Source organism: Lentzea pudingi (assembly GCF_014646255.1).
Taxonomy (GTDB): domain Bacteria; phylum Actinomycetota; class Actinomycetes; order Mycobacteriales; family Pseudonocardiaceae; genus Lentzea; species Lentzea pudingi.
Map to the genome: position 1 here is coordinate 352,575 of NZ_BMNC01000003.1, position 14,157 is coordinate 366,731.

Sequence of the window (14,157 nt, forward strand, 5' to 3'; positions counted from 1 at the left end):
GTGAACATCCCAGAAGAGCGGATCGCCCTGGTCGGAGCGGGCCGGATGGGCCTTCCGATCAGTGCGAACCTCGCCGCCGCAGGGTTCGACGTGGTGGTGACCGACGTCCGGCACGAGCTGGCCGAAGCGGTGACGTCCGGCGGCGCTCGCTGGGAACCGTCGGCGAGTGCGGCCGCCGCAGACGCGCAGGTGCTGATCACGGTGCTTCCGGGCATCCCGGAGGTCAGTTCGCTGATGGGCGGGCCGGAGTCGTTGTTGCGCGAGTTGCCCAGCGGGGCCGTGTGGCTCGACCTGACGAGCAGCTCGCCCCTGGCGATGCGCCCGATCCAGGAGGACGCCCGCTCCCGCGGTGTCGCGTTCCTGGAAGCGCCCATGGGAGGCGGCCCGGACGCGGCGGCCGCAGGCACCCTCCGGCTCTTCGCAGGCGGGGACGCCGGCACGTTCCGCCGTCTGCTGCCGCTGCTGGAGGTGATCGCCGACCGCGTGGACCTGGTGGGCGGGCCCGGCTCGGGGTACACCGCGAAGCTGCTGGTGAACCTGCTGTGGTTCGGGCAGGCCGTCGCGACGGCCGAGGCGATGCTGCTCGGTCAGGCGGCCGGTCTGGACGTCGAGGCGTTGCGCGGGTTGCTGGCGGACAGCGCCGCGGGCAGCGAGTTCCTGCGGCACGACCTGGCGCACGTGTTCTCCGGCGACTACCTGCCGCTGTTCGGGCTGGACCGCTGCGTCGAGGAACTGGAGGCCGTCACCGAGCTCTTCCGCGACCGGGGCGTCCCGTCGGAACTGTCCCAGGTGGTCACGCGGGTCCACCAGCGGGCCGCCGCCCGGTTCGGGCCGGTGGACGGGGAACTGCTGGCGATCGCGCACCTCGAGGAGCTCGCCGGCTCGCTGTTGCGCCCGCGTTCTGAAACCCCCTGATTGGATCGTTTCTGAGTCGAATCGAGGGGTACTGCTGGAGCGGCCGTGACCACCACATCACCAGCAGGAGGCGCCCGTCATGAGCACGATCACCAAGTCCGTCGACGTCGAGGCCGACGTGACCAGCGTCTACAACCAGTGGACGCAGTTCGCCGAGTTCCCGCAGTTCATGGAGGGCGTCGACCGGATCGAGCAGATCGACGACACCCACACCCGCTGGACGGTCAGCATCGCCGGGGTGACGCGGGGGTTCGACGCCACGATCACCGAGCAGCACCCGGACCAGCGGGTCGCCTGGCGCTCCGACACGGGCCCGGAGCACGCCGGGGTGGTGACCGTGCACCGCCTCGACGCCGAGCACACGCGGGTCACGGTGCAGATGGACATCGACCCGGAGGGCTTCGTCGAGAACGTCGCCGACAAGCTCGGCATCCTCGACCGCCGGGTGCAGGGCGACCTCGACAGGTTCAAGGCGTTCGTCGAGAAGCGCGGGGGCACCGAGACCGGTGCCTGGCGCGGTGACGTCGACCGTCCCGCTTAGTCCTGACCACGCGCTGTCATGCCGGGCTCGTCGGCGCCGGTTAGCGTGAGTTCGTGCCCATGACGTCGGTCTCCCTGTCAGCGGTTCGCAGTCGGACCAAGGTCGTCTCGGGCACCGCCTGGGTCTGCGGCCTCGTCGTCGTGGTCGCTCAGATCATCTACTCGATGACCGAGCCGGACGCACGGCTGCCGATGACGCTGTTGTCCGTGGCCGCCTTCGCGGTGGCATCGGTGTGCGACGCGGCCGTCCGCTTCGGCAGGGCGGCCGCCGTCGCGCTCGTGGTGGTCGCCGGGGGAGGCGGGCTGCTCGCCGAGACGGTCGGTGTCCACACCGGATTCCCGTTCGGGCAGTACGACTACACGGGCACACTGGGGCCGGCGCTGTGGACGGTGCCGCTGGTGGTTCCGCTGGCCTGGGTGATGATGTCCTGGCCCGCGTTGCTCGTCGGCCGTGCTCTCGCGCGGCGGTGGCGGGGAAGTGCACCGGCCTGGCTCGTCGTGGGCATCGGTGCCTGGGCTCTGGTCAGCTGGGACCTCTTCCTGGACCCGCAGATGGTGGACGCCGGTCACTGGGCGTGGGCTCATCCCGAACCGGCGCTGCCCGGAATCCACGATGTGCCGCTGACGAACTTCGCCGGGTGGATCCTCGTCGCCACGCTGATGGTGGCGGCGCTGCACCGGCTGGTGGGCAGCGCGGGTCGTGAGCTGGATCTGCGCGTGGGACCTGCTCCGGTGCTCTACCTGTGGACCTTCGGGTCGTCGGTGTGGGCGCACGCCGCGTTCTTCGGGCGTCCGTCCGGTGCGCTCGTCGGCGGTCTGCTGATGGGGCTCGTCGCAGTGCCGTTCGCGGTCGAGGTCTGGAAGGCGCATCGGTGACGCCTTGGCTCTCGGCCGCCGTGCGCGGTGCCGCCGCCGGTTCGGCCGTCTCGCTGCTGCACGTGCTGGTCAACGCGCGGCTGATGAGGGTCCCGCCGGCGCACCCGCCGGAGTGCGGCGAGGAGGTGTCGGTGCTGGTCCCCGCGCGGGACGAGGCGCACCGCATCGCGCCGACCATCCGGTCCCTGCTCGACCAGGAGGGCGTGCCCGGGATGGAGGTCGTCGTGCTCGACGACGGGTCGACCGACGGCACCGCCGACGAGGTCCTCTCGGTCGCGGCGGGGGACGTCCGGCTCCGCGTCGTCACCGGGGAACCGCCACCGCCGGACCTGCCCGGCAAGCCGCATGCGTGCGCACAGCTGGCGGCGATGGCGCGGGGCCGGGTGCTCGTCTTCGTCGACGCCGACGTGGTGCTCGCACCGCACGCGGTGGCCGCCGCGATCGCCCTGCTGCGTGACAACCGGCTCGACGCCGTGTCGCCCTTCCCCCGGCAGCTCGCGGACGACCCGGCGACCCGTCTCGTCCAGCCGCTGCTGCAGTGGTCGTGGCTCACCTTCCTGCCGCTGCGCCTCGCCGAACGCTCGCCGCGCCCCTCGCTGTCCGCCGCCAACGGTCAGTTCCTCGTCGTGGACACCGAGGCCTACCACCGCTGCGGAGGCTTCGCCGGGGTGGCCACGGCGGTGCTCGACGACCTCGCGCTGATGCGGGCGATCAAGCGAGGTGGTGGTCGCGGCATCGTCGCCGACGGCAGCTCGGTGGCGGTCTGCCGGATGTACGACGGGTGGTCGGAACTGCGCGAGGGCTACGCGAAGTCCCTGTGGTCCGCGACCGGCAGTCCCGTGTCGGCAGTGGCGTTGTCGGGCGTGCTGGCCTGGCTGTACGTGCTGCCCGCGGTGGCGGCGCTGGCGGGCTCGCGGGCGGGAGCGGCCGGTTACCTCGCCGGCGTCCTCGGCCGTGCGGTGGCCGCGCGGCGCACGGGCGGCCGGGTGTGGCCGGACGCGCTGGCCCACCCGATCTCGGTGGGAGTGCTGGTGTCCCTGGTCGCGCGGTCGTGGTGGTCGCGGTGGCGGGGAGACCTGCGGTGGAAGGGACGATCGTTGCGGGGGAGCACCTGACGTGGCACGAGTGGCAGTCGTCGGCGCGGGCATGGGCGGCCTGGCCGTCACCGCGCGCCTGGCCCGCGCCGGGCACACCGTGACCGTGTACGAGCAGGCCCCGGAGCACGGCGGCAAGCTCGGAGTCCTGCGGCGGGAGGGGTTCACGTTCGACACCGGACCGTCGTTGCTGACGCTGCCGCAGGTCTACCGCGACCTCTTCGCCGAGACCGGCGCGCCGCTCGACGACGTCGTGGACGTCGTCCCGGTCGAACCCGTGTGCCGGTACCGCTTTCCCGACGGTTCCACGCTCGACCTGCCGCACGCCGAACGCGACGTCGACGCCGCCATCGCCGGGGCACTGGGACCGAAGGCCGCACGTGACTGGCGTGCCGTCATGAACGACGCGGAACGGTTGTGGGACCTCGTCGGCGAACCGGTCTTGCAGAACCCGCTGGGCGGCGTGCGTGATCTCGTGCGTCGTTCCGCGAGCGTCCGGGACCTGATGGCGATCGCGCCGTGGCGCACGCTGCGCGGGCTCGGGGAACGCCGTCTGGAAGACCCGCGCCTGCGCATGCTGCTCGACCGCTACGCCACCTACAGCGGCTCGGATCCCCGCCGCACACCGGCGTTGATGACGGTGGTGCCGTTCATCGAGCAGCGGTTCGGCGGCTGGTACGTGCTCGGAGGACTCCGCAGGCTCGGCGAGGCCCTGTTCGAGCGGTGCGTCCTGCTGGGAGCGAGCTTCCGGTTCGACACGAAGGTCGAGACGATCGAGACGCGGGCCGGCGGCGTGTCCGGACTCGTGCTGCGGGACGGCGAACGGGTGGACGCGGACGTCGTCGTGTCGGACGCCGACGCGGCGCAGCTCTACGGCGCGCTGCTGCCCGATCGCCGGGCCAGGCGGGCACGCAGGGCGTTGCGCAAGGTCGAGCCGTCGCTGTCCGGGTTCGTCCTGCTGCTGGCGTTGCGGGGGAGGACACCGGACGCGGCACACCACCGGGTGCTGTTCCCGGCGGACTACGACGCCGAGTTCGACTCGATCTTCGGCAAGGACCCGCGACCGGTGCCCGACCCCACGGTCTACGTCTGCCACCCCGCCGACCCGTCGATGGCGCCGGACGGCGCGGAAGCCTGGTTCGTGCTGGTGAACGCCCCGAGGCAGGGGCAGGTGGACTGGACCGCTCCCGGGCTCGCCGACCGGTACGCCGACCGGGTCCTGGAGGTGATGGCGAACCGGGGCCTCGACGTGCGGGACCGCCTGCTGTGGCGGGAGATCCGCACGCCGGCGGACTGGGAGCGCGACACCGGGTCCGTCGGGGGCGCGATCTACGGCACCTCGTCCAACGGTCCGCGCGCCGCACTCCTGCGGCCCGCCAACCGGTCACCCGTCCCCGGACTGTTCCTGGTCGGGGGATCGGCTCATCCCGGCGGGGGACTGCCGCTGGTGGGGATGTCGGCCGCGATCGTCTCGCGCCTGGTTGGACCGGCCTGAGCCACGTCAGGCAACGCGCGACTGGCCTGAGCGGCTTCTGGCAGCACGCGTCCGGCCCGATCCGCGTCCGGCAGCGCGCGACCGGCCTGAGCCGCCTCCGGCAACGCGCGTCCGCCCAGTTCCCGCCCGATCCCCGCGGCGAGCTGGCCGAGTCCCACCACCGCGCACCCCGCCCACACGAGCGCGCAGACCGCGGCCCAGCTCCACCCGGTCCCCGGCGTGCCGTCCGGCGCCAGCCCCGCGCCGGCACAGGCCACGGCGACGACGATCATCCTGGTCGGACGTTCCGCCACGGTGATCGCCCCGGCCGACGTCATGCCGACGCTCTGCGCTTTGGCCCTGGCGTATTCGTGCAGCAGCAGCGCCACGCCGAGACCGGCACACCACCACGCGGGAGCGTGCAGCGCGAACAGCACCAGCACGAGACAGAGGTCCGAGAGCCGGTCGGCGACGGCGTCGATCACGGCACCGACCGGTCGCGCACGGCCGGTGCGCAGGGCGACCGCGCCGTCCAGCCCGTCGAGCACCCCACCGGCGAGGACCAGGACCAGCGCGAGCAACGGCCACCGTCCGCCCGCGAAGGCCACGGCCGCGGCTCCGCCGACGGCCACCACTCCCGCGAGGGACAGCAGGTCGGGGTGCACGCGGTCGAACGGCCGCGCGATCGCGTGGATGAACCGCAGCCACCCGACGACCAACCGGCTGCCGGAGACGTCCTCACCGTGCAGGCGCGACCAGCCGGCAACGGGGTCCACCTCGTGACCGGTCACGTCACCACCGTAAACGGAGGGGTGGCGGCACGCAGGTTCGGGTATGTGGTGATCATGGGAGTGCTCCGCGCCGTGACGGCGGACGTCCGCGGTTCGTTGCGCGGCCGGGACCTGGTGCTGTGGGCGGCAGGGCTGACGTTCTACGCGGGACTCGGCCTGGTGCCGATGCTGCTGCTCGCGCTGCGCGGGGCGGCCCTGCTGTTCGGACCGGCGTTCGTGCTCGACAGCGCCCGGATCCTCGGCGGGTCGATGCCGAGCGCCCACGATCCCACCGAGGCGCTCGTCACTCTGGCCGAGGCTGCGGTGAACGCGTCCTGGCCGGTGCTCGCCGCCGCGCTGATCCCCGCGACCCTGTACGGCGAGGGGTTGCGGCGCGGACTCGGGCAGGTGGCCCACCGGCCGGTGTCGAAGTGGACTGGGCAGGCCGGCCGGGTCGGGTTCCTGCCCGTGCTGGTGGTGGCGCCGCTGCTGCTCGCGCTGCCGCTGCGGTTCACCGCGGACGTGGCGCCGCTCTACGAGGCCGGTGGCTGGTCGGTCGTGTGGGGAGTCGTGCTGTCGTTCCACCTCGACCTGGTGCCCGTGTGCGTGGCCGTCGCCCTCGTGTTCGCGTTCGCCGGTCCGGTCACGTTGTCGGTCAGGTCCGCGGTGCTGTCGGGGGTCGCGGTCGGCGCCGTGCTCACGGGCTTCCTGCACGGCTTCCTGTTGTTCCTGGCCATTCCGCTGGACTGGTCCATCCCCTTCGGAGGGCTGCCGGCGGTGGGCACCGTCGCCGCGCTCGGGTTGTGGCTGTTCGCGCTGCACATCATCTTGCTGCTCGGCTACCGCACGACGCTGAGCGTGCGCGACGTCCTCGGCCGCTCCGACTCGTGACGAAGGCCCGTCGTTGTGCAGGCTCGCCGTGGCGGACCTACGGTCGGAACAGGAGGTCCGCGACATGCGCAGCCAGTTCGAGTACCTAGCCGTGATGGGCGGGTGTGTGCTCATCACGCTGCCCCTGGAATGGCTGGGGCGCGGGGTGTACCGGCGCGGATCCGAGCTGGCGCGGTCGATCGCACCGGTGCTGCTCGTCCTCGCCGCGTGGGACGTGGTGGCGATCATGCGGGGCCACTGGAACTTCCACCCCGAGGCGACCACGGGGGTCAGGATCGGTGTGCTGCCCATCGAGGAGATCGTGTTCTTCGTCGTCATCCCGGTGTGCGCGGTGCTGACCTACGAGGCGGTGCGCGGGCAGACGCGCGGCTGGCTGCGCGATGGTTGAGGAGTACCTGTTCGCCGCGGCCACGGCGGTGGTCGTCGTGGTGGCGCTGGAGCTTTTCGTGTTGCGCACCGGGTTGTTCAAACGCCGCGCGTACTGGATGACGATGGTGATCGTGCTCGGCTTCCAGGTGCTGGTGGACGGATGGCTGACCAGGCTGGACGCCCCGATCGTGCGGTACGCGGACTGGGCGATCAGCGGTGTGCGGGTGCCGTGGGACATCCCGGTCGAGGACTTCCTCTACGGGTTCGCGATGGTCACGGCGGTTCTGTTGTTGTGGGAACGGGAAAGGCTGGCACGTGGACAAGCTTGAGGTGCCGGGGAAGTTCGACCGCGCCGCACACGGGTACGACCTGCTCGTCGGTCTCAACCCCGGCTACCACCCGGCGTTGCGTCGATCCGCACGGGCGTTGGGGCTGCGGCACGGCATGCGGGTGCTCGACCTCGGCTGCGGCACGGGTGCGTCCACTGCGGCGCTCGTCCTGGCCGCGCCGGGGGTCGAGATCGTCGCCGTGGACGCGTCGGCGGGCATGCTCGACCGGGCCCGGCGCAAGCGCTGGCCGGACCGCGTGCGGTTCGTGCACAGCCGTGCCGAGGACGTGGACGAGGGCCGGTTCGACGCCGTGTTCGCGGCCTACCTCGTGCGCAACCTGCCGGAGCCGGATCCGTTGCTGCGCAGGCTGAAGGACATGTTGACGCCGGGCGGTCGCCTGGTGCTGCACGAGTACTCCGTGCGCGACTCCGCTGTCAGCACCGCGGTGTGGACGGCGTTGTGCGGCGTGATCGTTCCGGCCGGCTGGCTCGTCACCGGTGACCGCTCGCTCTACACGTACCTGTGGCGCAGCGTCGTGCGCTTCGACGGGGCCACCGCGTTGCGCGACCGGTTGCGCCGCAACGGGTTCGTCGGCGTGAGCAGCTCGCCGTCCCGCGGCCTCCAGCTCGGGGTCGTGCACACCTTCCTCGGCCACGCGCCGGAACAGGAGCAGCAGCGGTGAAGGATCGCAAGGCGGTGCGGATCGCCGCGCCGGCGGGACGCGCGCGGTTCGGTGCGGACGCCCCGCAGGTCGTCGTCGTGGGCGGCGGGATCGCCGGTCTGGCCGCGGCGACGCTGCTCGCCGAACGCGGCGCGCGGGTGGTGCTCTGCGAACGGGAGCAGTACCTCGGCGGACGCGTGGGCGGCTGGGCGACCCGGCTCTCCGACGGCAGCGAGGTCACGATGACCCGCGGCTTCCACGCGTTCTTCCGGCAGTACTACAACCTCCGGTCGTTGCTGCGGAGGGTCGATCCGGGCGGGCGCGCGCTGACCGGGATGCCGGACTACCCGTTGCAGCAGGCGTCCGGCCACCGCGACTCGTTCGCGGGACTGCCGACGACGGCGCCGTGGAACGCGCTCGCGTTCCTGCGCGCCAGCCCGACCTTCCGGTGGCGTGACCTCCCGCAGGTGGACGGTCGCGCGGCCATGCCGTTGTTCGACGTGTCCGTGCCGCGCGTCTACGAGACGCTCGACGGCATCGACGCGGCGTCCTACCTGGAACGCATCCGTTTCCCCCAAGCCGCGCACGCGCTGGCGTTCGAGGTGTTCTCGCGCAGCTTCTTCGCGCACCCCAGCGAGATGTCGGCCGCGGAGCTCGCGGTGATGTTCCACATCTACTTCCTCGGGTCCAACGAGGGCCTGCTGTTCGACGTGGCCGCGGACCCGTTCCCGCACGGTCTGTGGGGACCGCTGGGGCAGCACCTCGCCTCGCTCGGCGCGACGGTCTGCACGGGCACCGAGGTCGGCTCCGTGCGCGGTGGAACGCAGAAGCGCTTCTCGGTCGAGATCGGGGAAGGAGCGGTCGAGGCGGACGCGGTCGTGCTGGCCGCCGACGTCCGCGGCCTGCGGGCGCTCGTCGGTGCCTCACCGTCCCTCGCGGACGAGCAGTGGCGGGACCGCGTCGGTGAGCTGCGCAACGCGCCGCCGTTCCTGGTGTCGCGGTACTGGCTCGACCGGCCGGTGGACCCGGACCGGCCCGGGTTCCTGGGCACGAGCGGGCACGACCTGCTCGACAACATCAGCGTGCTCGACCACTACGAGCACGAGGCACGGGCGTGGGCCGCGCGCACGGGAGGCTCGGTCGTCGAACTGCACGCCTACGCGCTGCCGTCCGATGTGGACGAACACGACGCGCGGGCCCGGTTGTGGCACCAGCTCACGGAGGTCTACCCGGAGACCAAGCGGGCGGAGATCGTCGACGAACGGCACGAGCTGCGCGACGACTGCCCGCTGTTCCCGGCCGGCGGGTACGCGCGGCGGCCGGGAGTGCGGACACCGGACGAGTTCCTGGTGCTCGCCGGCGACCACGTGCGCGTCGACCTGCCCGTGGCGTTGATGGAACGCGCCGCCACCACGGGGTTCACCGCGGCCAACCGCCTGCTGCGGCAGTGGGGTGTGGCCGGGACCGAGCTGTGGACGGTGCCGACCGAGGGGCGCGTGCCGCTGCTGCGCGCCGCGGCCCGCCGTCTGAGCGGCCCGGACCGTCGAGCGTCCTGACCCGGGGCCTGTGTCGAGGTCTGATCCGCGACAGTCGGACCAGACCTCGACGCGGGCTCTTGCTCAGTCGGGGAAGCGGCCGCTCGCCCTCAGGGCGTAGCGGCGTTCCGCGTAGGCGAGGTCGTCGCGCCACAACCGGACCGCCGCCCGGCGCATGATCGGCCGCAGTGCTCCGGCCGCGCGGCGGGCCACCGCGAACCCGCTGCGGTCGGAGTGCGCGATCGTGGCCTCGACCACGGCGGTGCGGCCGGGACCGATCGGCGTCGCGTGGGTCTCGACGACGCTGCCGGCACCCTCGCCCCCGACGATGTGCATCGCGACGGTGCGCGGGTCCGGGCAGGTGAACGCGGCGACCACCGGCACACCGACCCGTCCGGCCAGCCGGAACGTGACCTCGACCAGGAAGACGTCGTCCTCCTCGGTCGGCGTCTCCAGCACCCTCAGATTGGCGAACGAGTAGGGGTGGAACCACGCGCCGTGCCACGGGTCGAGCCGGTTCGCGACGACGTCCTCGGGATCGCATCGGCCCGCGAGCGTGACCACGGCGTCGATCGAGCCCTCCGGCGGGCGTTGCGGCAGCACGGGCGCGTCCAGCGGCTCCTCACCGCCCGCCTTGTCGAGCCGCACCCAGACGAGCACACCGTCGTCGTGCGCCGGATAAGGCGTCCACGCGCCGAACCGCGTGCCGTCGAGCGCGAGTCCGTGCCAGCGGCAGATCAGCTTTCCCTCCGCCACAGCGCCGTCGCAGAGCGGTGCTCCGAGGTGCGGGCACGACCCGGAACCTGCCATCAACACGCCGTGAGGGCCACGCCAGAGGACGATCTCCTGCCCCGCGATGGTGCGGCCGGCCACCTTGCCGCGCACGACGTCCCCGCTCGCGCCCGCGACGAACCAGTTGCCGGACGGGCGTGCCTCCGCGCGCTTGAGCGCCGCCTCGATCAGCGCGGGCTTGGCGTCCTGCCACGTGGGCCGCTGGTCCCTCCACGGCGGGCTCGAGTACACCTTCAGCGGAATGCGGTCCCGCATGCTCCCCTCGTCAGGCCGCACGGGCGAGCACCGCCCTGGCGAGCGCGGGCAGGGCGACGGCGAGCCGCCTGCCGTTGGACACGACGACGCGGCGCGAGAACACGTCGTAGTCCGCCTCCTCGATCAGGTTCAGAATCCTGCCGTAGAGCCGGTACGCGGTCATCACGCACGGCCGTGAACGCGGTGCCAGCATCGCGATGCCCGGCAACGCGCGCGTGTACACGTCACGCGCCCGGCCGACCTGGTCGCGCAACGCGGCACGCACCTGCTTGTCCGTCTGGCCCGTCGCACGCGCGTGCAGGAGCCTCTCGCGGTCGACGCCGAACGAGGCGAGCTCGTCGGCGGGCAGGTACACCCGCCCGCGGTCGAGGTCCTCACCGACGTCCCGGATGAAGTTCGTGAGCTGGAAGGCGACACCCAGAGCCGCGGCGGCGGGTTCCGCCTCCTCGCGCGGCACGCTCGTGCCGAGCACCGGCAGAACCTGCAGTCCGATCACCGCGGCGGATCCGTGGACGTAACGTTCGAGGTCGGGGAACCCGGGGTAGTCGGTGACGGTGAGATCCATCCGCATCGACGCCATGAAGTCGTGAAAGTGCTGGGCCGGGATGCCGTAGCGCTGGACGGTGTCGAGCAGCGCGGTCAGCACCTGGTCGTCCGTGGTGCCGTGCTCCAGGGCCGCGCGCAGCCTCAGTTCGACGGCGGACAGCTCGGCGATCTTCTCGTCGAGTCCACTGTGGAGATCGTCGACGACGTCGTCCACCCAGCGGGCGAAGCCGTACAGGGCGTGCACCGCCGGGCGTTGTTCCGGGCTGAGCAGTCTCGTGGCCAAGAAGTACGTGCGGCCGTGCTGCGCGTTGAGCTCGCGGCAGCGCCTGTACGCGTCGCGCAGGGCCGGGGTGGTCACACCGGCGGCGTCCAGTTCGCGCTCTGCCGACATCAGCGGTCCTTTCGCGGAAGGGTTCTCCCCAACGCTAAGTCGGCGAGTTGCCCTCCGCACAACGGCGGCGCTCATCATGCAGACCCGGTGCGCCCGTGGTCAGCTCGGACAGCCGGACTTCCGCCGATTTCGAGGGGGCGACGATGTCGCTGTTGACCAGCGTGGACGCTCGCACGTCGCCTTTGGACGACTTCGGCGTGCTCCTGGACGACGCGCTGCGCGAGTTCCTCGGCTCGAGGCAGGGCGCCGACGGCGAGCTCGGTGACGAGCTGCGCAGGCTGACCTTGGCCGGGGGCAAGAGGATCAGGCCCACGTTCGCGTGGTGGGGCTGGCGTGCGGCAGGCGGTGCGCCACGCGCGGACGCCGTCGTGCGCGCTCTCGTCGCGTTGGAGCTGTTGCAGACCTGTGCACTCGTGCACGACGACGTGATGGACCGCTCATCCACGCGCAGAGGCAAGCCCTCGGTGCACGAGGCTCTCGCGGCACGGCACCGGCGTGAGCGCTGGGCGGGCAGTGCCCGCCACTACGGCGACTCGGCGGCGATCCTGGTCGGCGACCTGGCGCTGGCGTGGGCCGACGACGCCCTCGTGACGGCCGGTCTGCCCGCGGACGCGCTGCAACGCGCCTGGCGCCCGTGGCAGGACGTGCGCACCGAGATGATCACTGGTCAGCACCTCGACCTGCAGGCCGTCGCGCGGCGAGAGGAGTCCCTGGAGCACGCCGTGCGGGTCGCCGCGCTGAAGACCGCCGCGTACACCGTGGAGCGTCCGTTGCACCTCGGTGCCGCCCTCGCCGGAGCGGACGACGACGTCGTGAAGAGCCTGCGCGAGTACGGCCACTCCGTCGGCGTCGCCTTCCAGCTGCGGGACGACCTGATCGGCGTGTTCGGGGACTCGTCGGTGTGCGGGAAGCCGGTGGGCGAGGACCTGAGGGAAGGCAAACGGACACCGCTCATGGCCATCGCACTGTCGAGAGCACAGGGAAACCCCGGCGCGCAAAGGCTGCTGCGCCGCTGCCTCACCGCCAGCGCGGTGAGCGAACGGACCGTCGACGACGTGCGCGCGTTGCTGGTGGACCTCGGCGCGGTCGCCGCGGTCGAGGAGCACATCGAGGTGCTCGTGGCCACCGGCCTGGCGGCCCTGGAACGCGCGGACCTCGAGGAGCGGGCCTGCGACGAACTGGTCCGCCTCGCTCACCGCGCCGTGGCGAGGACGACCTGATGGCGCGCAGGGTACGGGGCCGGACCGACCGGGTCGTGGTGGTCGGAGCCGGGCTCTCGGGGTTGTCAGCGGCACTGCACCTGCGCGGTGCCGGCCACGAGGTGACGGTCCTCGAACGGCAGCCGCACCCTGGCGGCCTGGCGGGCAGGCTCGACGTCGCGGGCCACCACATCGACACCGGTCCGACCGTGCTCACCATGCCGGAGCTGCTCGACGAGGCGTTCGCGGCGGTGGGGGAGCGGCGTGAGGACCACCTGGAGCTCCTGCCGCTGCACCCGGCCTACCGCGCGTCGTTCGCCGACGGGACCGCCCTCGACGTGCACACCGACGGCGAGCGCATGGAGCAGGCAGTCCGCGACTTCGCGGGCGGTGAGGAAGCGCGCGGGTACCGCGACATGCGGGCGTGGCTGACGAGGCTCTACGAGGTCGAGCGGGACAGGTTCATCGGGGCGAGCTTCGACTCGCCGTTCGACCTGGTGGGCCCCGATCTGGTGGCGCTCACCCGGCTCGGCGGGTTCGGGTCGCTCGATCGCGCCGTGGGGAAGTTCTTGAAGGACGAACGGCTGCGCAGGGTGTTCACCTTCCAAGCGCTGTATGCCGGTGTGGCGCCGCGAGACGCGTTGGCCGCCTACGCCGTCATCGCCTACATGGACACTGTGGCGGGCGTGTGGTTCCCGCGCGGCGGTATGCGTGCCGTGCCACAAGCGATGGCCGATGCCGCGGCACGCGCCGGTGTGCAGTTCTCCTACGGCGTTGAGGTCGACGACCTCGAACGCACGGGGAGCCGGGTGACGGCCGTGCGTTCGACGGAAGCCCGCTTCCCTTGCGACGCGGTGGTTCTCGCGACCGGTCCCGGCCAGAGCACCCGGCTGCTGCGCGGGGAGCCGCGCAGGCTGAGGCCGCTGCGCTGGTCGCCCTCGGCCGTCGTCGTGCACCTGAGCGCCCGCAGGGTGGTGGACGACCTCGCCCACCACACGATCTCCTTCGGCGAGCAGTGGAACGGCACCTTCGACGAGATCATCCGGCGCGGCCGGCTGATGAGCGACCCGTCGTTGCTGCTGACCACCCCGACGCTGACCGACCCCGCACTCGCCCCGGCCGACCGCCACCTGCAGTACCTCCTCGCGCCCTGCCCGAACCTCGACGTGGCCCCGATCCGCTGGGACGTCGAGGCCAGGCGGTACGCGGAGGAGCTCGTCGCGGAGATGACGGCCCGCAAGCTCGTCGCCGACGCCGAACCGCTCGCCGTCGTGACCCCGGACGACTGGGCGCGGGAGGGCCAGGCCGCGGGCACCCCGTTCTCGGCCGCGCACACCTTCACCCAGACGGGTCCGTTCCGGCCGGGCAACCTGCCGTTCCGCGACGGCAACGTCGTGCTGGCGGGCAGCGGCACGACACCGGGTGTGGGCATCCCCCCGGTGCTGATCTCCGGGCGGCTGGCGGCCGAGCGGCTGCGGCGCTGACCCTGCTGTCAGCCCGACCTCCCCAGGCCTGATCCT

The 14,157-nt window shown here is 72.4% G+C and carries 15 protein-coding genes; 12 read left to right on the plus strand and 3 right to left on the minus strand.

The window, feature by feature from the left end:
- The 5 genes from IEY88_RS12620 (at position 1) to IEY88_RS12640 (ending at position 4,920) form a co-directional block, all read left to right on the plus strand.
- Entirely contained in the window at positions 1-915 is a 915-nt protein-coding gene (locus tag IEY88_RS12620; protein ID WP_229693317.1) for an NAD(P)-dependent oxidoreductase, read from the plus strand.
- 79 nt (positions 916-994) lie between these two features.
- Complete coding sequence (locus IEY88_RS12625; RefSeq protein WP_189154880.1) at positions 995-1,456, plus strand: SRPBCC family protein; 462 nt, start codon at positions 995-997, stop codon at positions 1,454-1,456.
- A gap of 59 nt (positions 1,457-1,515) precedes the next feature.
- Positions 1,516-2,331, plus strand: a complete 816-nt coding sequence (locus IEY88_RS12630) for a carotenoid biosynthesis protein (protein WP_189155399.1) — start codon at positions 1,516-1,518, stop codon at positions 2,329-2,331.
- Positions 2,328-3,446, plus strand: coding sequence for a glycosyltransferase family 2 protein (locus IEY88_RS12635; RefSeq protein ID WP_229693318.1), 1,119 nt, complete (start codon positions 2,328-2,330; stop codon positions 3,444-3,446). Before IEY88_RS12630 ends, IEY88_RS12635 begins: the two co-directional genes overlap by 4 nt.
- Position 3,447: 1 nt before the next feature.
- Complete coding sequence (locus tag IEY88_RS12640) at positions 3,448-4,920, plus strand: phytoene desaturase family protein (protein ID WP_189154881.1); 1,473 nt, start codon at positions 3,448-3,450, stop codon at positions 4,918-4,920.
- On the opposite strand, the gene IEY88_RS12645 is transcribed toward IEY88_RS12640, so the two are convergent.
- Positions 4,848-5,690 carry a CDP-alcohol phosphatidyltransferase family protein gene (locus tag IEY88_RS12645; protein WP_189154882.1) on the minus strand — a complete coding sequence of 281 codons (843 nt, stop codon included), beginning with the start codon at positions 5,688-5,690 and terminating at the stop codon, positions 4,848-4,850. The two genes, IEY88_RS12640 and IEY88_RS12645, sit on opposite strands and share 73 nt — an antisense overlap.
- Before the next feature lie 21 nt (positions 5,691-5,711).
- Here IEY88_RS12645 and IEY88_RS12650 point away from each other — a divergent pair, with 21 nt between their 5' ends.
- From IEY88_RS12650 to IEY88_RS12670, 5 genes are all read left to right on the plus strand, one after another.
- Positions 5,712-6,560 carry a YhjD/YihY/BrkB family envelope integrity protein gene (locus tag IEY88_RS12650; protein WP_189154883.1) on the plus strand — a complete coding sequence of 283 codons (849 nt, stop codon included), beginning with the start codon at positions 5,712-5,714 and terminating at the stop codon, positions 6,558-6,560.
- A gap of 64 nt (positions 6,561-6,624) precedes the next feature.
- The gene (locus IEY88_RS12655; RefSeq protein WP_189154884.1) at positions 6,625-6,948 is read left to right on the plus strand and encodes a lycopene cyclase domain-containing protein; all 324 of its coding nucleotides are present in this window, start codon (positions 6,625-6,627) and stop codon (positions 6,946-6,948) included.
- Positions 6,941-7,258 carry a lycopene cyclase domain-containing protein gene (locus IEY88_RS12660; RefSeq protein WP_189154885.1) on the plus strand — a complete coding sequence of 106 codons (318 nt, stop codon included), beginning with the start codon at positions 6,941-6,943 and terminating at the stop codon, positions 7,256-7,258. The genes IEY88_RS12655 and IEY88_RS12660 overlap by 8 nt, the downstream gene beginning before the upstream one ends.
- The gene (locus tag IEY88_RS12665; protein ID WP_189154886.1) at positions 7,245-7,940 is read left to right on the plus strand and encodes a class I SAM-dependent methyltransferase; all 696 of its coding nucleotides are present in this window, start codon (positions 7,245-7,247) and stop codon (positions 7,938-7,940) included. The genes IEY88_RS12660 and IEY88_RS12665 overlap by 14 nt, the downstream gene beginning before the upstream one ends.
- The gene (locus IEY88_RS12670; protein ID WP_189154887.1) at positions 7,937-9,475 is read left to right on the plus strand and encodes an FAD-dependent oxidoreductase; all 1,539 of its coding nucleotides are present in this window, start codon (positions 7,937-7,939) and stop codon (positions 9,473-9,475) included. Before IEY88_RS12665 ends, IEY88_RS12670 begins: the two co-directional genes overlap by 4 nt.
- A gap of 63 nt (positions 9,476-9,538) precedes the next feature.
- Here the strand turns inward: IEY88_RS12670 and IEY88_RS12675 are convergent, their stop codons facing one another.
- On the minus strand, positions 9,539-10,501 hold the full coding sequence (locus IEY88_RS12675; protein WP_189154888.1) for a Rieske (2Fe-2S) protein: 963 nt from the start codon (positions 10,499-10,501) through the stop codon (positions 9,539-9,541).
- 10 nt (positions 10,502-10,511) lie between these two features.
- The gene (locus IEY88_RS12680) at positions 10,512-11,438 is read right to left on the minus strand and encodes a phytoene/squalene synthase family protein (RefSeq protein WP_189154889.1); all 927 of its coding nucleotides are present in this window, start codon (positions 11,436-11,438) and stop codon (positions 10,512-10,514) included.
- Positions 11,439-11,581: 143 nt separating this feature from the next.
- Here IEY88_RS12680 and IEY88_RS12685 point away from each other — a divergent pair, with 143 nt between their 5' ends.
- Together IEY88_RS12685 and crtI are read left to right on the plus strand one after the other, a co-directional pair.
- Positions 11,582-12,658 (plus strand): polyprenyl synthetase family protein, encoded by a 1,077-nt coding sequence (locus IEY88_RS12685; protein ID WP_189154890.1) that lies wholly within the window; start codon positions 11,582-11,584, stop codon positions 12,656-12,658.
- Positions 12,658-14,121 carry a phytoene desaturase family protein gene (gene crtI / locus IEY88_RS12690; protein ID WP_189154891.1) on the plus strand — a complete coding sequence of 488 codons (1,464 nt, stop codon included), beginning with the start codon at positions 12,658-12,660 and terminating at the stop codon, positions 14,119-14,121. The genes IEY88_RS12685 and crtI overlap by 1 nt, the downstream gene beginning before the upstream one ends.
- The last annotated feature ends 36 nt before the right edge of the window (positions 14,122-14,157 follow it).